The sequence below is a fragment of the Marinifilum sp. N1E240 genome (genome assembly GCF_009295825.1).
Taxonomy (GTDB): domain Bacteria; phylum Bacteroidota; class Bacteroidia; order Bacteroidales; family Marinifilaceae; genus Marinifilum_A; species Marinifilum_A sediminis.
Genome location: NZ_WHKF01000002.1, coordinates 925,750 through 945,132 on the forward strand (window position 1 = coordinate 925,750; position 19,383 = coordinate 945,132).

Here is a 19,383-nt window from a genome sequence, read left to right on the forward strand (position 1 = left end):
AATAGTAAACTCCGTTATTATCAAATAACGGAGTTTACTATTATCTTAAAATTCTTCAATCTTAATGTTTGGATCAAACTCTAAAGCAACAGAAGAATAAGAGCCAATATCATCACCTTTTCTATCTCCCCAGAAGGTGTAGTTTTTTACAACTCCATCCTTCATAGCCACAACTCTACTATCATGAGTTCCGCCCATATCAATTGCATAATGACTTTCTGTACTTCCAACAATTCGAAGAATCGGCTTGTCATTTCGATACACTTCCTTATCGATATAGCCAAATCCAGTTGACCAATCAGATTTAGTCTCTTGAATAAACACATTCATTCTTGCTCGAATGGTATACTCATCTGGATAAATAATCACATTCACCATTATTTTTGGACCATGTCCATCCAATTCACGATCACCACCACCAACAAACTCTGGATAAAATCTTTCTAAATTGTTTAACTGAATCGTCTTGATTTCATTTTTTACTGCTTGTTCCATAATGTAAATTTTAATAGTTTATGTTCTGATAAAATCAGATTTACAAAATGAATATGAACAATATTATTGTTAGATCAATTTAAAATGAGTGAGCAGCTTATTTTTATTCGTGAAATGCTTGATATTTTTAGTAAATGAAATCAGATAGAAATTATTATTAAGAATATGAACTATCTATTTCAACTACTTTACTTTGTTTTCAATTCTCACTTTCAACTCTTCAAGACAAGTATAAATTTCAGGATACAATCTTTTATTTCTATCTCCTCTCTCCTTATGATACAGCCAGGCATTAATTAAATCGAGAGTAGATGCGCCTTGGTAATTCAGCACCTTAAAATCAATCCTATTGATATCCGATGTCAATACCTTTAAGCAAAAATAAGCTTCCTTTTTAGAGCGAGAACGCAGGTATTTAAGGTTTTGTATCATTTGCATTAAAGGAGTGTTACCAAAAGAATTTTGGCTGTTTATATTGGTGTTCGGATTACTTAGTAATGTTTTTACCAAAACCGTTGCATAATCATCAAGCGCATAATGTAAAGCTGTTGCACCATTACAGTCAGGTAGATTTATATTAATGCCGGGTGTTTGCATTAATTGTTTAATTAATTCTGCTTTTAATATCAAATTCGATTGAATTTCTTCATCAGAATAGCCATAGGGTCTGCTCTTTGAATAACACAGATAGCCTAAAGGTGTTCTTGCCACTTGATATTCAATAACATTCGGATTTGCATTGTAATCGAAGCATAATTTGATGTTTTCTTTATAAAAATCAACATCGTTTATAGTAGCATTAAAGCCAATTCTATTTATAAATTGCGATAATTCCTGCGATGCTCCGTAATTGTACTCTTCAGCAGACTTTAACCTGTTAACCGTCTTTGTATTCTCGTTTTCTAACCAGTTTATTTTACTTGCATAATCAAAAGCAGTAAAATTTACATTGTTTAGGCTATTCAATTGAAAATCTTCTCGTGCTAGAAACAAACCAATGATCTCCATACCTCTGGCATTTATTTTATTAACGCCAATATTTCCACTCATTAAATATTGCTGCAATGGGTTATTGTTATAATAATAGTTTCGGATGTTTACATCGCACTTCCTATTGGTCAACAAAGTTTTTATCAATTCAATCGGATGCTCTACATATCTATTATTCTTTTCCGTATAATGCATATCTAATGCATAATGCAAGGCTGTATTTCCCTTTGCATCCTGAATGTTAAGGTTGGTAGGTTCCAACGAAAGAGCTTCTCGTAAAAGTGTTAACTTTTGTTTGTTGCTGATATCCTGCCACTGTTTACGCAAAAACAACCTATGCAAAGGAGTTTGACCCAGTGAATCCTGTCTATTCCAATATGAAACAGTCCATCCTTTATAGTTCTCTTTAACGCGAATGGTAAGTCTTTTGTACTCGCCCTGTTCTGCAATTCTATTGTTATTTCTATCAGAAAATAGTAGTAAATAGAATTCGCATACTTGTATTTCGGACATGGTAGTAAAATGCCCCATAAAATTTAAGGAGTCAATTTCGAATTCCAACTTATGCATATCACCAGATAAAGCTATTGAATTTACCCTTTTACTTTCCTCATTTTGATAGTACAGATAGTGAAGAGCATTAAAATTAAATTGTAAAGACTCGTAGCCTCCATTTTTCGTTGCAGCCAATCCTGTACCTGGTTTAAAACAATCTAGTGAGTCGATTGTCATCCCATTTTTCATTTCAGGAATCTGCGATGCATCATAAAAAGCTATAATGCGAGTAGCGTAAAATAGTTTGTTTTCAGAATCATAGCATTTATTGTAAAAACGAAGGGCAAATTTACTTTTAGTTATTTCTATGGTGTCGCTATTGGAATGTATGGGCACTTCAATACCGTTCTGAAAAACATATACTGTACTGCAAATATCGGAGTACTTACTCTCTGATATTTTTAATGTAGAACATGATTGCAGTAAAAAAGCAATTAGGGCAAATGTAATCAGATGTAATGAATATTTTATCTTCATTTTATAATTCTTCTTTTTCGTATCAAAAGTTGTATTGGTTATTGATAATAGAATATCAAACAAAAAAAATCCGAACCAAATTGGCTCAGATTTTTAAAACGATCTCTTGATTGAGATTTATGCTATTTTCTTCTTCAAATTCGTAATTACAAAGTAAGCTCCCATTAATACAAACGGAATACTTAACCATTGTCCCATATTTAAAGACATTCCTTCTTCGAATGCTTCCTGATTTTCTTTGATGAACTCGATAAAGAAACGAGCAGTGAAAATCAATACCAAAAAGGCACCGAAAATCATACCTGAACGTTGCTTCGCATCGGTTTTCCAATACATGAACATCAATACACCAAAAGAAAATAAGTAGCAAATTGCTTCGTACAATTGTGCTGGATGACGTGGTGCATTCGGCTCAAAAATCGAAGCCCTTACGAATTGAAATCCCCATGAAACATCCGTTCTAATACCTACGATCTCTGAATTCATTAAATTGCCCAAGCGAATAAAACATCCTGCTAAAGCAACCGGAATCACAACGTAATCTAGAATCCACAAGATTGATTTCTTACTTACTTTTTTAGAATAGAACCACAAAGCTGCAATAATACCAATTGCCGCACCATGTGATGCCAATCCTCCGCGCCAAACTTTAATAATTTCGGCTGGATGCTGAGAATAGAATTCCCAACCATAAAAGAATACATGTCCTAAACGAGCTCCTACTACTGTAGCAATCATGGTATACAAGAACAATTTATCAAGCCATTCCAGCTTAATGCCATCCTTCTTGAACATCTTTTCTACAATATAGTAGCCTAACAAAAAGCCAAGTGCGAAAAGCAATCCGTACCAACGGACAGAGAAAGAACCAATTGTAAAAATTTCAGGTTTTACATCCCAAAGGATTGATAGTAACATATCTGTTATTTTTAAAGTTCGGTGAGTTAAAACTAAATGGATTGCCCCGATTATCAGAACAATCCATGTGAAAATAATATTAATATTTTAAATATACCAACAGAAAACAAAAACATACAATGTGTAGATTGTTACAAAACAATCTGAATTCTGTAAGTACACCCTTTTGTCTATCGACATTTTCCCTAAAAGGGAAAAATTCTATTTGATGATCTCCCCTTCTCAGGGGAGATGTCTGACAAAACAGAGGGGTGCTGATTCTTTTGACAATAATTAAGCCGGAACACCTTTTCCGTGACACTGCTTAAACTTCTTACCGCTTCCGCAAGGACAAGGCTCGTTACGTCCCACTTTCTGAACATTACGAACTGGTTCCGCTTTTTTAGGAGCTTCTTTTCTCCCGTCGGAACCTAACTCTTCCTTAGAAGTTTTTAGGTTACTCATATCACGCTTGCGTTCTTCTGCCTGACGAACTTCTTCAGGATCCTGCAATGGAATATGACCTTTCATTAAGCTGGCAACCACTTTCTTATTCACATCTTCAACCATTACTTTAAATAGGTTGAACGACTCAAACTTGTAAATCAAAAGTGGATCTTTTTGCTCGTATGACGCATTCTGAACCGATTGCTTCAGGTCATCCATTTCACGCAAGTGCTCTTTCCACGAATCATCAATAGTTGCTAAAATAGAAACCTTCTCGAAAGATCTCATTACATCTTCAGCTTCTGTTTCGTAGGCTTTCTTCAAGTGAGTAACTACATTAAACATTTTAGAACCATCGGTAAATGGAACCACAATGTTCTCGTACATTTCCGCTTTCGACTCGTAAACATTCTTGATCACCGGATATGCTTGCTTGGCAATAGCTTCTGTTTTTCTAATATATGAATCACGTACAACTTCATTGATCTTCTCAGCAATTACCTCAGGAGTTTCTTTTAAGAATTCCTCTTCAGTAACTGGAGATTCAATAGAGAAGGTACGAATCAAGTCCATTTTGAACTCTTCGAAATCGCCACCATGATTTTCATTGGCAATTACTTCAGATACATCGTACATCATATTGGCAATATCAACCTGAATACGCTCTCCGAATAAGGCATGACGACGACGCTTGTAAATTACCTCACGCTGTGAGTTCATTACATCATCGTACTCCAATAAACGCTTACGAATACCAAAGTTATTCTCTTCCACTTTCTTCTGAGCACGCTCGATAGATTTGGTAATCATGCTATGCTGAATTACCTCACCTTCCTGAAGACCCATACGGTCCATTAACTTCACAATACGATCGGAGCTAAACAGACGCATCAAATCATCTTCAAGAGATACAAAGAACTGAGAAGAACCTACATCTCCCTGACGACCTGCACGACCACGTAACTGACGGTCGACACGACGAGAATCGTGACGCTCGGTACCAATAATTGCCAAACCACCTGCAGCTTTCACTTCATCAGATAATTTAATATCGGTACCACGACCAGCCATATTGGTTGCAATGGTTACGGTTCCTGCCTGACCTGCTTCAGCTACAATATCAGCCTCACGCTGGTGCAATTTCGCATTCAGTACGTTGTGTTTAATTCCGCGAATCTTAAGCATTCTACCTAACAATTCTGAAATCTCAACTGAAGTTGTACCTACCAATACCGGACGACCAGCATTAACCAGATCAACAATCTCATCGATAACCGCAGCATATTTCTCACGCTTTGTTTTGTACACCAAATCATCACGGTCATCACGAGCGATAGGACGGTTGGTTGGAATTACAACCACCTCTAATTTATAAATATCCCATAATTCACCAGCTTCGGTTTCCGCAGTACCGGTCATACCCGAAAGCTTGCTATACATTCTAAAGTAGTTCTGCAAGGTAATGGTAGCGAATGTTTGAGTAGCTGCCTCAATCTTCACACTCTCCTTAGCTTCAATTGCCTGGTGTAAACCATCAGAATAACGACGACCTTCCATAATACGACCGGTCTGCTCGTCAACAATCTTCACCTTACCATCCATCAACACATACTCTACATCTTTCTCGAATAAGGTATATGCTTTCAACAGCTGATTTACCGTGTGTACACGTTCTGTTTTAACAGAATAAGACTGGATCATCTCATCCTTTTTTCTCAATTTTTCTTCATCAGGAAGATCTGACTTTTCAATATCATTGATTTCTGTTCCAATATCCGGCAATACAAAGAATCCTGTATCATCAGTATCAGCACTTAATAAATCAATACCTTTATCTGTTAATTCAATTGAGTTTTGTTTCTCATCAATCACAAAAAACAGCTCATCAGTAATAATGTGCATGTTTTTGTTGTTCTCCTGCATGTAGAAGTTCTCAGTCTTTAATAAGGTAGCCTTATTCCCCTGCTCACTTAAATACTTAATTAAAGGTTTCATTTTTGGTAAACCTTTAAAAGTTCTTAGCAATAGCTTCGCTCCTTCTTCGTGCTCCTTCTTATCTTCGCTATTCAATAAACGTTTTGCATCGGTAAAAATTTTCATTACCAAATCGTTCTGAGCTTTCACGATTTTCTGAATCTGAGGCTTTAAAGAATCAAACTGCTGATCATCTCCTCTTGGAATAGGACCTGAAATAATCAAAGGTGTACGAGCGTCATCAACCAATACCGAGTCAACCTCGTCGACAATTGAATAGTTGTGACGACGCTGAACCAAATCCTTAGGATTGGTAGCCATATTATCACGCAAGTAGTCGAAACCAAATTCGTTATTGGTACCAAAAGTAATATCCGAAGCATAAGCTTTTCTACGCTCGTCTGAATTTGGAGAGTGCTTATCGATACAGTCCACAGATAAACCGTGGAATTGATACAATGGTCCCATCCATTCCGAGTCACGCTTAGCCAGGTAATCATTCACAGTTACTACGTGAACACCACGTCCGGTTAATGCATTTAGGAATACAGGTAAGGTTGCCACTAAGGTTTTACCCTCACCCGTTGCCATCTCGGCAATTTTACCCTGATGAAGAACAGTACCACCAATCAACTGTACATCATAGTGAATCATGTTCCAGGTCACTTCTGTACCACCAGCAGTCCATGAATTGAAGAACACAGCTTTATCGCCATCAATTTGCACATTGTCGAAATGTGGAGCCAAATCGCGGTCGAATTGAGTTGCTGTAACTTCAATTTCTTCATTCTCGGTTAATCTTCGAGCAGTATCTTTAACAACAGCAAAAGCAGTAGGAAGAATCTCTTCCAAAACCTCTTCTATTTTCCCATCAATCTGCTCTTCTATCTTATCGATTTTATCGTAAGTTTCTTCTTTCTCGTTTACAGTAAGACCACCATTCTCGATCTTATCTTTTAAAGCAGTTACCTGATCAGCTTCAGCCTGCACGTAATCTTTAATGCGCTGCTTTAACTTCTCAGATTCCTCACGAATACCATCGTGACTCAAGTGCTTCACTCTGTCGTATTCTGCGGTAATTTTCCCCAAATAAGGAGACAACTCTTTTAAGTCTCTGTCTGATTTGTTCCCAAACAGTTTGCCTAATGTTTTATTTATAAAACTCATCTTGATGTATTGATTTCAATATGTAAATGCACCCAAAAGCATTGAGATGCAAGGTATTTGTACGTTAACTAATAAAATTGCCCGAATTTGGACCTTTGAAATGTTAGCAAAGAATGCCAGGAGCACGAATATGAGTATCGCCCTCAGGTATTTGATTGTAGTAAACTTCGGAATAAGCACTCACTCCTCTATACTCTTCAGGTAAAGGATGATTGAGCAAGAATTTCTTTTGATTTAAGGCAGGGATTTTAGGTAAATTATCCAGAACTGATAGTTCTTCGGTATTCGAAAAACATGTTCCAGCAATTTGCTCCTGCTCCACTTGCACCAATATTGGTGAAGAAAAAGATTCATCGAAGTCCTGAATATGATTTGCATACCATTCTGCAAACAGTTGCTGATCCACTGCAAACTCCTGACCATTGGCGGTAGGCACAGCGGCTGCACAACCTGTGAGCACACAAAAAACTACTATGAGGTATCTATTCATATCCATCGACACCAAAAGTAGAAATTTTTATTTGTTTGAAGCCTTATTTTATGAAAATAATTTTACCAAAAGCACACTTGCGTTTAATATAACTTGTTCTGACCATTTCGATCAAACTCTTCTTGCCCTATAATCTGTCCATTAATACTGGTTGAATCCCAATCCTGAACAATTTTCCAAGTTCCAGATATCTTCTTCAAAACAATATGAAATTGCCCATAATGAATGGAAGTTTCATCTTTTAAAGTGGTTGAAATTCTATAAAAGCCCACTTCATATGATGTATCCGCATTGGTATGTCGGCTTTCAAACCAAAAATCGAGCTTTACCTTCGTCGACTTTTCTCTAAGCATTTTAAATCTTTCGATGTTCTTCGCTTTGAATAAATTCTGAGTATCAATTCCATTGGGAGTTACACGTAAGCTTTCATCTGCATAAATTGCATTTAAAGCCTTCGAATCAATGGTTTCAAATGCAGCTTTGAATTCATGCCACACTTTATGGTCGATTTCCGTTTGTATACTTTCCATATTGGTTTGAGCTGATGTGATCATTGAAGATAACAGGAATACTACAATGGCAATTGTTCTCATTGACAAAAGTTTTCTTTTAAAGATAATCTCTTTTTTTATCCTCTATCCAATTTATCTGGTAAGATGAAAACATTTAATCGTAAAAAAACAAAAGCCCCACAAAATGTGAGGCTTTCCAATATCCTAAGTACAGAACTTATGCGTTAGCTGGTGCTACAAAAGTTCTTGTTTTAAACTCTTTGTCCATCATGTAAAGACCATGACCTTCGCCTTTGAACATCTTCAACTGATCAAGGATTTCTCCTACACCAGCTTCTTCTTCCACCTGCTCGTCAACGAACCATTGTAAGAAGTTTACTGTTGCGTGATCTTTTTCCTGAATTGCAACATTCATGCATCCGTTGATTAGACTTGTTACCTTTTCTTCGTGTGCCAACGTCTCTTCGTAAATATTTAAAACACCATCCCACTCAGAAGGAACCTCAGCAATTGGCTCCAAAATTACTCTTCCTCCACGCTCGTTCACATAATCCAACATCTTCATTGCATGGAAAGTTTCTTCTTCGAACTGAACTTTCATCCAGTTAGCGAAACCTGGCATTCCGTTCGCATTAAAATAGTTCGACATTGAAAGGTAAAAATACGCCGACCAAAATTCAGCATTGATCTGCTCATTCAAAATCTTCTCTACATTTTTATTGATAGCCATAATATATAATCTTTTTTGTGTGTTCTAATTTCCCTCAAAAATACAAGAAATCTAGTATTCCTTATTTTTTATCCATCAATTTTATGCTTATTTAAACTGAAACTAAATACTGAAATAGAAAGAGCAGAATACAAGTATCTGCATTTAGAACAATTGAATCTTAAAAAAGTTTATAATCAGCAAAATACATTGAATCCAACATGCTCCTTTAGCAAAAAAAACACCTCAATAGAATCTAATCTAAGGAGGTATTCAAACTTAAACTGCAGAAATACTATGCTTCGAGACAACATAGGTCTACAAAATCAAATAATCCACTACTGGATAACACAAATTTTAAACTTTATTGGGGTTCTTACCGGCAGAACAATCTGTTACTTCTGCTCTTTTTATCATCCATTCTTCAACGAATAAGGACATCCCATTTACGGATTGCACTCTAATACTTGATTGATCTTTCTTCACCGATAATACTTTCATGTCGAATTGTTTTAAATCTCAATTTTATTTTACAGTAACAAAGAAAGCGAGTTGTAAACTCCCTCACAATCCCAATATATAATGATTTTACCGAGCTTTTAATTGCAATTAGAGGAAACAAAAAAAAACTCACCAAAGTGTAGCAAACTACCTTAGGTGAGTATAGAATTAATAGCGAAAGAAAAAAACTTACTAAGATGTGTTAAAATGTATGATTTAAATAGGCTAACCCGCAAGCTGCGATTCTAAAATTTCTAAATCGATACCCTTACGTTTGATATATCTATCGTATTGCTGGCTTCTATCATAGCCAAGCATAATGCCCAGAATAAAATCCTGTTCATCGCTAAAATCCGATAAAGATTTATCTCCAAAAGATTGAACGATTTGAATGCACTCGTCCTTACCAAAAAACACATTGATCTTATTCGCACTCACATTCTGTAGAAAATAGCTGATCCCCTTTCGTTTCAGCAAGTTCTCGGTTTTATCTCTTTCATTACTATTCATGGTGTGCAAAACCAAGCTTCTTAAGCCTTTATTGTACTCGTAAACGTGGTGAATCAGTATCTGCATGTCAGCAGTTTTATAGTCGGCGCAAGTTAGTTTCATCTGTTTGTATTTTCTTCGGATTGTCTATAATTTAAATAGCTTGTAAATTGGAAAGTGGCAAGTAAATTCTTCACTCTGGTCCTGAATTGAAACAAACAAAACACAGGCTACAGCATCGAAATTTACCTGCTCTTTCACCAAACCTAATTAAACTGATTTCTGATTTGTTCTGCCCACGATTTCAATCTTGAAGCAGTTAGTTCGTCCTGATTATCGGCATCGAGAGCCAAACCTACCAGCTGACCTTCTTTCTCCGCTCTACTGCTGTCGTACTCGTATCCTTCTGTTGGTATCTCACCAATTAACTCACAGGATTTGTCCTTCAGCAATTCGTAAATCTCACCCATACCATCCACAAAAGAATCGGAGTAGGAATACTGATCACCCAAACCGTAAATGGCTAGTTTTTTACCACTCAAATTGGCATTTGATAGTTCAGATAAAAAGTCTTCAAAATCGTCTTGCAGATCTCCAATACCCCAGGTTGATGTTCCTAGAATGATATTCGAGAAGTTTTCAAGGTCGGCTAATTTGGCTTCCGCCACATCAAATGTCTCCACCTTGTCTTCACCCAACTCCTTTTGCAATTGCTTTGCCACTGCTTCGGTATTACCGGTTGACGAACCGTAAAAAATTCCTATGTTTTGCATCTTGTTTTTATTTAGATTGATTACAGACACAAAAGTAAGAGCACAAGACATGCCTGTCAATCACTATTTGTTATGATTTGTGAGTTATGGAGTATTTTTGATTTGAATTGATAAACCAGAGGTTTTAGAGTTTCGGGCTTTCTTGTTATCTCTGTTTATTGAATTCTATTCGCATCACATATTGAACAGATCACTTCATCCTTCCTCCTCGCAACTTTATGATTCCCTAACATGACTAGCATCTTGAAGATGCTTGTCATGTATTCTGCTCAACAGACAAACCTGTTGTCTGGTCAGGAAGTACTAATTTAAGATAGGCTAGCATTTCATCACAAATTGGTCCTTGTGGTATAATAGTTAGGGAACAGAAAAGCCTCCTGGTATGGGAGGCTTCTACATATACTTAAAGTTTTATTGTCTTACTTTACATTATTCACATTCAATCATTTGGATAAATACATCAACTTGTAAATTTCCTCTACACCAAATAAAACACAAAGTGAAATAATAGCTACAATTGCCATAATATCAGGGTTTTCTATTGATTCTTTATCGATAAACGCCCAAATAAATCCAATTAAAACAAAAGTATTGACGATTAAGAAAATATAGATAGGTATCCTATTTTTTATTGTTTGATTCACAATTTGCTTCCAACCGCTAATAATCAAAAACAAACTATAATATTCCATAATCGACAAAACAATTACAAATCCAATAATATTACCTAGATCACCAGACTTAAGATTATTAATTAGCCAAATCCCAGCAAAACACGCCATACCACCTATTAAAACCCTAATTATTCCTGATATTTTATTGAATAGTCTTTTCATTATTAATCTTTATTCTACAATAAAACTCTCTTCTAAATCCATAACTACTTCTACACCTTGATCACTAACCCAGGAAACTGTTCCACCCCAGACGTGGTTTCCTTTACTATTCGCCTTATACCTTACAATCCCCTCTCCTTGTGTTCCTAAAAACACCTCACAATTCTCAATTTTATACAAAGGAATTTTTGTTGTATCTATAGCTATTAAAAAAATCCTAGCCTCATATTCCTCTCCCAGTTTTACCTTATTGCTTTTTTCAACCACAACCGGACGAATTTTATTAAACTTAAAATCATGATTAGTAACTTCTCCAATAATTTCTTCTATAAATGAGGTATGACATGTTTTTAAGAAAAGAACTGTCATTTTTCTCTCTTCCATACTCTTTGATTTTCCTAAAAGAATATCATTAATACATTCTCTACACTTTTTAAACTCATCTTCCAGGTATCCATGCGTAAGACCTAATTCTACCATCTTATAATAATTAAACACAATTTCCTTGCTTTTATCACCATATCCATCGGTAACCAATACTTCTTTTTGTACTTCATCAAAACGCTGATCTAAATTTCTTATGTATTCAAACAATCCCATATATTTTGCAGGATTCATAGTATACTTCAGATCAAGATCAGCTAACATCATACGGTACTTGCTATCAAGCAAACTTTCTTGCAGTTCAATCTGCTTTTGAATGTTAGGGTTCTGTTGACATCCTAATAGAAAAAGAATGAATAGAATGGGAATGTATTTCATTTTCGATATTTAAAATAGTAAATATTCTGATGTTAAATGTACTAAATTATACCAAGCTTACTAGCCCATTCGCAAAGCTTATACTTGATGATTCCCTAACATGACAAGCATCTTCAAGATGCTAGTCATGTATTCTGCTCAACAGACAAAACCTGCCAACTAGATAAAAAATAGTCGGCACAAAGGCAGTATTACGCCTAGCACCTAATCCTACTCTGAATATGAAAACATGTCACAGCCTAATGTGGAAACCTTCAACACCTTAATGTGGAGAGCTTCCATAGCCTAGTGTGGAAGGTCTCAACAGCCTAATGTGGAGAGGCTCCATATTTTCAATTCATAAAAAAGCCTTCCAAAAAAAGGAAGGCTTGTAGTAACTCTTGAACTAATTGTATGTAGTTTATACCTCTACATTTAAAAGATATTCAAGCACAAATGCTCTTGCCTCCTTCAGTAGAGTTCCTGAGTTGCTGTATTGGGTGGTTACCACTAACTTATAATCTCCTGCCACCAAACCTACGGGCACAATAAATGTCAGTTTTGAAGGAGTGTTGGTAAGTATAGAAGTTATAGGAATCGAGGTTTCCTCCTTAGTCTCTTCGTTCACCAGCTTAATACCTACACTAGCCTCTTCCCCTTCTATTTTTATTCTGTTACCTGTAACATTTACTCCTCCGCCAGGAGTCAGCTTGCTATTCACTTCGCCCGAAGCTACATCTGTTACCGAGTTGATAGCCATTGGCGATGCTGCCATACCTCTTACATCGACAATACAATTTTTAATGGCATTTCGCAATTCGGCGGTTGGCGTAACGTGAGCCGATAAAGAATGCTTTTCGCTATCCCATTTGGCGTTGTCACCAATAAATACACCATTCACGCTAAGATGGTAGTAGCCCAAGCCAAAATGTACCGAAGCCCCATTCGAGATCTGCTCAATGGCAATATTCTGCAATATTTCATTGGCAGACCGCAGGTCGGTAGCACTATAGTTGGTACCACGCGCAATGGCGATGTTCACCAAATCGTCTATACCCAAAGATTTAGCGGTAATTACCCTACCAAATCGATCGTCTTTTTGTTCGGTGATTGATAAATCGTGCAATTCAACCATTACACTGTTCTTTTCTTTTACCTCCATAATTAATTTGGATTTTATAAGTACTATGGCTCATGAACTGTTATTGTGAGCCTTCAATTTTCCTTTTAAACTCTTATTCTATCACTTATCACAATAAAATAACTAGTATGAAGTTAAATATGGAAAATGGATTGATTGTTATACCTAAGGGATTAAAAATTATACTTAAGGACGTATGAGCTATTTTTATCCGAATTCTAAAGAGGAATGGAATCAACTTTTACATGAGTTTTATTCCGATAGCAATACCCCATGTTGCATAAAGGGTAAGCAGAATCCACATCTGTACATGGAGAGAAAGTGCTTGCCCGGCTTATCCTTGATACAAGTTCAGAATGTATTTCCTTACGATATCAGTTGGAAAAGCAGGATTGAGGAAGCGCTGTTCAGCATGAATTTTATGCTAAAAGGGGATTTGAAATATTCACTTGAAGAGAAGAATTCTGAAATAAAGGAGGGAGAAAACAATGTGTTGATTATGCCAAAAAATACCGCGCATGTGCTTCAATTTGCAGCGAATGCCCCCTATTCCTATCGAAGTTGTGTGCTAAAGCAGGATTATTTGGAAAATTTGGTTCTTCGTTACCCCGATCAGTTGGGCGAGTTGTATTCTGAATACAAGAAAGAACACCTGACTTTTCTGAGTAAAAACAATTTGATTGTTACCAGTGAAATGCTGATGATCATCTCCCAGATTGATCAAGCCTTTGAATTGGGCAAAACCAAAAACATGTACATCGAGGGAAAAATATTGGAGCTGCTCTCTCTGCAAATTAACTATTGGCACTCCTGTCACAATTCCTCTAAAATCCCAAGTGATGAACTGGAGAAAATTCGAAAAGCGGAGTACATACTCATCTCCAGTGTAGGCAAGCCACCTTCTGTACCTGCCCTTGCCGCTATGGTTGGTTTAAACTCTTACAAACTGAAAAATGGTTTCAAATTGGTTTATAGCAACACGGTTTTTGGTCATTTGCTGATTTATAGAATGAACAAAGCCCGTCATTTGCTACAAAACAGCGAACTAAGCATTTTAGAAGTTGGGATGGAATGCGGATATGAGCATTCCTCCCATTTTTGCAAGGCTTTTAAACGCAAATTTGGCGTCACGGCATTGCAGTTTCGAAATCGCAATTAAAATGCTTCCTTTTTTGTTCCTACCTGTCCTAATAGATTCTATCCTCAATTGCTAAAAAATGTTAAGATCATTACATAAGGGCATTTTTCTGCTCTATTCTCTTGCTTAGTTCAAAAAACTAGCTTAGGTTTGCCCACTGTAAACTGATTTTGATCATTTAGTATACTTTTATGAAGATAGGTGATAAAAATATCGAGAAAATAGTATTGGATAGTACGAAGACTCTCCTTCTGCAATCTGGAGTTAAAGGTTGGAATATGGATGATCTTGCCAAAGAATGTGGGATGTCTAAACGAACTCTTTACAAGATTATTGGCAACAAGGAAGAATTATTGTACCAATGTTATTCAAACAGTATGGATAAAGTAATTCAATCCTTTAAAATCTTCTCTTCGCAAGATAAAGATTACAGTACATTAATCGAAAACATGGCAGATCAGCAAGTAGAACATGTGGAAGAGTATATCATTGTCAATCATAAAACAATTAAAACCGAATATCCCAGGATAGATGCAATGATACATGAAAAGTTAGTCACTCGTAAAAATGATTTTATGGCTTTTCTGGAAGAAGGTAAAGCATTAGGTTATTTGAATGAAAAGGTTGACCCAAGAGTGATCAATAACATTATCAGTGCATTAATGGAGTTTAATATCAATATGTGTAAAACGAAACGAGAATTCGAATCCAAAATAAAGGAAGAATTAGACTACATCTTCTCCTCTATTCAGAAGAAATAGTGTAGAGCATAGTAAATAAGAGAATTAGGAAGCAAGTAAGAAGTAAAACACTGCATGTTCCCTATTTTTTTCGCCCACAGGTAAACTACATATACGTTATTAGTTTACCAAGAACGCAAATGTGTAACAAATATTTTAAACCATAGATTAAAAATGAAACAATTCAGAAATGCCACTTGCCTTCTAATCCTACTATTGAGTATGCTTAGTTGTAAAGAAGAAGTAAAGAAAAAAACGTACATCCGATCGGTGAAGGTGATTGAAACAAGTCTGCAGAATAAGCAAAATAACAATACCCTTGTTCCGGCGAGTATACATGAAAAGAGAGAAACCAAACTTGCTTTTCGTGTTAAAGGTCCCCTTGTTAAATTGAATGATATTATTGGCGATTACGTTTCAAAAGGTCAGGTGATTGCTAAAATTGATCCTCGAGATTATAAAATTGCTCTGGAAGCAACACAGGCGGCATTCAAATTGGCCAGTGCTGAATACGAGCGTTATAAAATATTGCTGGAACAGGAAAGTGTTGCCGAGAGCACATTCGATCAAATTGAATCGAACTATACCGCGGCCAAAACGGCTTATGAAGCTGCTAAAAATGCACTAATTGATACCGATTTAAGAGCTCCTTTTTCTGGTTATATCAACAATACCTTTGTCAACAATTATGAGGAGGTGAACCCTGGACAAGCTATTGTTTCTTTAATCGACCTTTCTAAATTCGAGGTTAAAGCCTGGGTTTCATCAAAAGATTTATCAAAAGTAAAGGAGGATACTCAGTTTAACTGTCTTATTGAACTCGAAGGTCAAACTATTCGTCTGCCAGGTAAATTAAAAGAAGTGGGGCAAAAAACCAGCTCTTCGAAGCAATCCTATCCTATTTCCATTTTAATTGATGTTCCTGAAAAATTGAAGCTACGAGCAGGAATGACAACCCATTTGGAAATTTGTGAAAGCAATTCCGATTCCAATGCCATAATTCAGGTACCCATATCCTGTGTGTTCTCGAAAAACAACAAAACATTTGTCTGGATTTACAATGAGAAAACCCAGCAGGTCTCTTCTAAAGAAGTTCGTAAGGGGAAAATAGTACCTGAGAATCTGATTCAAATTGAAAATGGTTTAAGAGGTGGTGAATTCATTGTTAAAACAGGAGTCAATTTCTTAACAGAAGGACAAAAGGTTAAAAAATTGGAAGCATTCTCAAAAACAAACATAGGTAATAAATTGTAGCATAATGAGTTTAACAGAATATTCACTAAAGAATAAGATAGTAATCTACTTTTTCTTGTTAATTGTAATGGTTGGAGGAATATCATCTTACTTTAGTATGGGTAAGCTTGAAGACTCTTTGTTTACCATTAAAACAGCATTGGTAATTACACAATATCCCGGAGCATCGGCTCATGAGGTAGAACAAGAGGTTACCGAAGTAATTGAGCGAGCTGCTCAAAGTATGGATAATATTAAAGAAATTTCTTCCAGCTCCTATGCCGGACTCTCTATTGTAGATATCGATCTCGAGGAGAAACTCCGCACAAGTGAAATGCCTCAGGTCTGGGATATCCTGCGAAAAAAAATCAAGGATGCCTCCCCCAACTTACCTTCAGGAGCAAAAGCTCCAAGTGTAATTGATGACTTTGGTGATGTGTATGGAATGTTCTATGCCATAACTGGTGATGGTTTTTCTCGTGAAGAGTTGAATGATTACGCACAATACCTTAAGCGTGAGTTGTTACCCGTTAAACAGGTTGGTAAAATCACCCTATTTGGCAATCGAATTGAATGCGTAGATGTAATTCTTGACGATGCTAAAAAATCTGAATTGGGAATTAATCCTGGTATTATTGCTCAGGTATTCAACTCACAAGCCAGTATCGCTGCGGCAGGTCAAATAGAATTGCAAGATCGCTACGTAAGAGTTTCCGGAAACAATGCATTTAAAAATCTCGATGAGATCAAAAATACAATCGTTCAGGTTGGCAAGGAGCAGTTTTATTTGAAAGACATAGCAGAAATCAGGAAATCCTATCTGGAACCTGCCATTGGTTTATTCAAACGAAATGGTTCAGATGCCATAGGTTTGGCGATCTCTACTACCAAAGGAGGCAATGTACTTTCTTTAGCAGAAAACTTAAAAGCCAAATTGGAACTCATTCAACCAAGCCTTCCCCTAGGCTTGGAAATTAACACCGTTTATAACGAAGCACATGAAGTGGAGGTTGCCAATGACGCCTTTATTACAAACCTAATCATGTCGGTGGGTATTGTGGTGTTGGTTCTTTTACTATTTATGGGATTTCAGTCTGGTATCTTAATTGGAAGTGGTCTGATCTTTTCCATTTTAGGAACCTTAATTGTTATGAATGCAATGGATATCAGTCTTCACAGAACTTCATTGGCAGCTATTATTATTGCCATGGGCATGTTGGTTGATAATGCCATTGTAGTTACCGATGGAGCTCTTGTTTCTTTGCAAAGAGGCTTAAACAGACGGAAGGCTATTGTTAACATTTCAAGCTCTACCTCACTCCCATTATTGGGTGCAACATTTATAGCAATTCTGGCATTTCTGCCCGTATTCCTGGCTCCCAATTCGGCAGGTGAAATTTGCAGAGACTTATTCTTAGTTTTGGCAATATCCTTAACATTAAGCTGGTTGTTTGCCATGACACAAACAGCCTTAACCAACGAAAGATTTCTAAAAGCACCAAAGGAGATAAAAGATCCCTACGCGAATAAAATGTATCTTCAGTTTAAAACATTTTTAATTAAATGCTTGCGTTACCGCTGGATTTCTTTGGCTTCAGTGATTTTGTTTTTGATTGTATCTATTGTAGCATTTTCCAATTTAAAGCAGGCTTTCTTTATGCCTCTTGAAAAATCGTATGTAGAGGTTGACTACTGGTTGCCAGAAGGAAGTTCTATCAACAAGGTGGAGGAAGACTTAGCAACAGCAGAAAAAGAGCTATTCAAGAAATATCCTGAAATTGTCAATATTGTAAGTAGCATTAGTCAAACGCCACCTCGCTATATATTGGTAGCACATAACGAAAGTTACAACACAAGTTTTGGTCAATTGATGATTGAAACCAATAGCTCGGAAGAAGCCGACGCCATGAAGCCAGGCTTAAGGGAATTTTTCGCTGACAATTATTCTCAAGCCCGATGCAGAGTGAAAGATTACGTAGCTGGTCCACCGATTAAGTACAAGGTGGAAGCACGATTTATGGGTCCTGATCCTGCAGTATTGAGAGACTTAGCCGAGCAAACTAAAATCATTATGCAGAATGAAGCCTTGTGCGGAGACATTTGTGATGATTGGAGAAATAAAGTGTTGACCTGGGTTCCACAATATTCGCAGGTAAAAGCAGCTCGAGCAGGGATTTCCAGAAATGATCTGGGGAATGCAATTCAACAATTGACAAGTACCGGCTTAGGCATAGGTGTATACCGTGAAAACGAAGAACAGATGCCTGTGATGCTAAAGGTAAATCAAAATGCGCAAAACAGTATTTCCAGCATCGAAAATACGGGAGTATGGTCGCAACAGGGAGCGTATTCTGTTCCTTTAAAAGAGGTCGTTGATAGCATAGAAATCAAATGGGAAGATAGCGTTATTAAAAGATTCAATCGCCAAAGAGCCATTACCATTAAATGTGATCCTGCAGATCCAAATGTTACTGGTGCTACTCTTTTAAGTTATATGAAAGAGGAAATAGAGGCTATTCCTCTACCCGAAGGTTATTCTTTTATGTGGGATGGAGAGTTAAAGCCATCGCAGGAATCGCAGGAAGGTACTCGTCAATTTATGCCAGTATCCCTATTGTTAATGGTCTTTATCATCATCATGCTATTCAATAGTGTCAGACAATCACTTGTTGTTATCGCCATTATCCCCTTATCGATTATTGGTGTAGGTATTGGCTTATTTATTACCGATAACGCATTTGGTTTTATGGCAATTGTTGGTTTTCTGGGACTTATTGGTATGGTTCTTAAAAATGCAATTGTGTTGATGGATCAAATCAACATTAACCTGAATACAGAAGGAATGCAAGCATTTCCAGCTGTAGTAAACGCCTCTATCAGTCGTTTAAGACCGGTATTTTTGGCTGCATTGACCACCATTTTAGGAATGTTACCAATCGTAACTGATCCTATGTACGGATCGATGGCGGTAACCATCATATTTGGATTGTTATTCGCAACAGTTCTTACCCTGATTGTAGTCCCTCTACTTTATGTGATTTTTTACCGAATTAAAGTAACTGAACTAAACTAAACACC

The 19,383-nt window shown here is 36.6% G+C and carries 17 protein-coding genes; 4 read left to right on the top strand and 13 right to left on the bottom strand.

Annotated features, from left to right (window positions below):
* Positions 1-45: 45 nt before the first annotated feature.
* The 13 genes from GCQ56_RS08755 to GCQ56_RS08810 form a co-directional block, all read right to left on the bottom strand.
* On the bottom strand, positions 46-495 hold the full coding sequence (locus tag GCQ56_RS08755) for a hypothetical protein (RefSeq protein ID WP_152734078.1): 450 nt from the start codon (positions 493-495) through the stop codon (positions 46-48).
* A 183-nt stretch (positions 496-678) separates the two neighbouring features.
* Entirely contained in the window at positions 679-2,517 is a 1,839-nt protein-coding gene (locus GCQ56_RS08760) for an ankyrin repeat domain-containing protein (RefSeq protein WP_152734079.1), read from the bottom strand.
* 117 nt (positions 2,518-2,634) lie between these two features.
* Positions 2,635-3,435, bottom strand: a complete 801-nt coding sequence (gene lgt / locus GCQ56_RS08765) for a prolipoprotein diacylglyceryl transferase (RefSeq protein ID WP_152734080.1) — start codon at positions 3,433-3,435, stop codon at positions 2,635-2,637.
* Positions 3,436-3,708: 273 nt separating this feature from the next.
* The gene (secA, locus tag GCQ56_RS08770) at positions 3,709-7,002 is read right to left on the bottom strand and encodes a preprotein translocase subunit SecA (protein ID WP_152734081.1); all 3,294 of its coding nucleotides are present in this window, start codon (positions 7,000-7,002) and stop codon (positions 3,709-3,711) included.
* 103 nt (positions 7,003-7,105) lie between these two features.
* Positions 7,106-7,492 carry a hypothetical protein gene (locus tag GCQ56_RS08775; protein ID WP_152734082.1) on the bottom strand — a complete coding sequence of 129 codons (387 nt, stop codon included), beginning with the start codon at positions 7,490-7,492 and terminating at the stop codon, positions 7,106-7,108.
* 83 nt (positions 7,493-7,575) lie between these two features.
* A complete protein-coding gene (locus tag GCQ56_RS08780; RefSeq protein WP_152734083.1) occupies positions 7,576-8,085 on the bottom strand; it encodes a nuclear transport factor 2 family protein in 510 nt (169 codons plus the stop codon).
* 136 nt (positions 8,086-8,221) lie between these two features.
* Positions 8,222-8,734, bottom strand: coding sequence for a ferritin (locus tag GCQ56_RS08785; RefSeq protein ID WP_152734084.1), 513 nt, complete (start codon positions 8,732-8,734; stop codon positions 8,222-8,224).
* A gap of 336 nt (positions 8,735-9,070) precedes the next feature.
* On the bottom strand, positions 9,071-9,214 hold the full coding sequence (locus tag GCQ56_RS20270) for a hypothetical protein (protein WP_193323746.1): 144 nt from the start codon (positions 9,212-9,214) through the stop codon (positions 9,071-9,073).
* Between the two features lie 225 nt (positions 9,215-9,439).
* Positions 9,440-9,826, bottom strand: a complete 387-nt coding sequence (locus GCQ56_RS08790; protein WP_152734085.1) for a DUF2023 family protein — start codon at positions 9,824-9,826, stop codon at positions 9,440-9,442.
* A gap of 143 nt (positions 9,827-9,969) precedes the next feature.
* Complete coding sequence (locus GCQ56_RS08795; protein WP_152734086.1) at positions 9,970-10,476, bottom strand: flavodoxin; 507 nt, start codon at positions 10,474-10,476, stop codon at positions 9,970-9,972.
* 443 nt (positions 10,477-10,919) lie between these two features.
* A complete protein-coding gene (locus GCQ56_RS08800) occupies positions 10,920-11,312 on the bottom strand; it encodes a hypothetical protein (protein WP_152734087.1) in 393 nt (130 codons plus the stop codon).
* Positions 11,313-11,321: 9 nt separating this feature from the next.
* Positions 11,322-12,074 (bottom strand): hypothetical protein, encoded by a 753-nt coding sequence (locus GCQ56_RS08805; RefSeq protein WP_152734088.1) that lies wholly within the window; start codon positions 12,072-12,074, stop codon positions 11,322-11,324.
* Between the two features lie 400 nt (positions 12,075-12,474).
* The gene (locus tag GCQ56_RS08810) at positions 12,475-13,215 is read right to left on the bottom strand and encodes a DUF4469 domain-containing protein (protein WP_152734089.1); all 741 of its coding nucleotides are present in this window, start codon (positions 13,213-13,215) and stop codon (positions 12,475-12,477) included.
* Positions 13,216-13,390: 175 nt separating this feature from the next.
* Between GCQ56_RS08810 and GCQ56_RS08815 the strand changes: the two genes are divergently transcribed.
* From GCQ56_RS08815 to GCQ56_RS08830, 4 genes are all read left to right on the top strand, one after another.
* Positions 13,391-14,353 carry an AraC family transcriptional regulator gene (locus GCQ56_RS08815; protein ID WP_152734090.1) on the top strand — a complete coding sequence of 321 codons (963 nt, stop codon included), beginning with the start codon at positions 13,391-13,393 and terminating at the stop codon, positions 14,351-14,353.
* Positions 14,354-14,523: 170 nt separating this feature from the next.
* Positions 14,524-15,093: a TetR/AcrR family transcriptional regulator gene (locus GCQ56_RS08820; protein ID WP_152734091.1), complete on the top strand. Its 570-nt coding sequence runs from the start codon at positions 14,524-14,526 to the stop codon at positions 15,091-15,093.
* Positions 15,094-15,246: 153 nt separating this feature from the next.
* Positions 15,247-16,326 carry an efflux RND transporter periplasmic adaptor subunit gene (locus GCQ56_RS08825; protein WP_152734092.1) on the top strand — a complete coding sequence of 360 codons (1,080 nt, stop codon included), beginning with the start codon at positions 15,247-15,249 and terminating at the stop codon, positions 16,324-16,326.
* Positions 16,327-16,330: 4 nt separating this feature from the next.
* Positions 16,331-19,378: an efflux RND transporter permease subunit gene (locus tag GCQ56_RS08830; protein WP_152734093.1), complete on the top strand. Its 3,048-nt coding sequence runs from the start codon at positions 16,331-16,333 to the stop codon at positions 19,376-19,378.
* The last annotated feature ends 5 nt before the right edge of the window (positions 19,379-19,383 follow it).

What these genes read in the sequence shown, in the direction of transcription:
- GCQ56_RS08755 (WP_152734078.1), bottom strand. Translation starts at nt 495, where the DNA reads ATGGAACAAGCAGTAAAAAATGAAATCAAGACGATTCAGTTAAACAAT.
- GCQ56_RS08760 (WP_152734079.1), bottom strand. Translation starts at nt 2,517, where the DNA reads ATGAAGATAAAATATTCATTACATCTGATTACATTTGCCCTAATTGCT.
- lgt (WP_152734080.1), bottom strand. Translation starts at nt 3,435, where the DNA reads ATGTTACTATCAATCCTTTGGGATGTAAAACCTGAAATTTTTACAATT.
- secA (WP_152734081.1), bottom strand. Translation starts at nt 7,002, where the DNA reads ATGAGTTTTATAAATAAAACATTAGGCAAACTGTTTGGGAACAAATCA.
- GCQ56_RS08775 (WP_152734082.1), bottom strand. Translation starts at nt 7,492, where the DNA reads ATGAATAGATACCTCATAGTAGTTTTTTGTGTGCTCACAGGTTGTGCA.
- GCQ56_RS08780 (WP_152734083.1), bottom strand. Translation starts at nt 8,085, where the DNA reads ATGAGAACAATTGCCATTGTAGTATTCCTGTTATCTTCAATGATCACA.
- GCQ56_RS08785 (WP_152734084.1), bottom strand. Translation starts at nt 8,734, where the DNA reads ATGGCTATCAATAAAAATGTAGAGAAGATTTTGAATGAGCAGATCAAT.
- GCQ56_RS20270 (WP_193323746.1), bottom strand. Translation starts at nt 9,214, where the DNA reads ATGAAAGTATTATCGGTGAAGAAAGATCAATCAAGTATTAGAGTGCAA.
- GCQ56_RS08790 (WP_152734085.1), bottom strand. Translation starts at nt 9,826, where the DNA reads ATGAAACTAACTTGCGCCGACTATAAAACTGCTGACATGCAGATACTG.
- GCQ56_RS08795 (WP_152734086.1), bottom strand. Translation starts at nt 10,476, where the DNA reads ATGCAAAACATAGGAATTTTTTACGGTTCGTCAACCGGTAATACCGAA.
- GCQ56_RS08800 (WP_152734087.1), bottom strand. Translation starts at nt 11,312, where the DNA reads ATGAAAAGACTATTCAATAAAATATCAGGAATAATTAGGGTTTTAATA.
- GCQ56_RS08805 (WP_152734088.1), bottom strand. Translation starts at nt 12,074, where the DNA reads ATGAAATACATTCCCATTCTATTCATTCTTTTTCTATTAGGATGTCAA.
- GCQ56_RS08810 (WP_152734089.1), bottom strand. Translation starts at nt 13,215, where the DNA reads ATGGAGGTAAAAGAAAAGAACAGTGTAATGGTTGAATTGCACGATTTA.
- GCQ56_RS08815 (WP_152734090.1), top strand. Translation starts at nt 13,391, where the DNA reads ATGAGCTATTTTTATCCGAATTCTAAAGAGGAATGGAATCAACTTTTA.
- GCQ56_RS08820 (WP_152734091.1), top strand. Translation starts at nt 14,524, where the DNA reads ATGAAGATAGGTGATAAAAATATCGAGAAAATAGTATTGGATAGTACG.
- GCQ56_RS08825 (WP_152734092.1), top strand. Translation starts at nt 15,247, where the DNA reads ATGAAACAATTCAGAAATGCCACTTGCCTTCTAATCCTACTATTGAGT.
- GCQ56_RS08830 (WP_152734093.1), top strand. Translation starts at nt 16,331, where the DNA reads ATGAGTTTAACAGAATATTCACTAAAGAATAAGATAGTAATCTACTTT.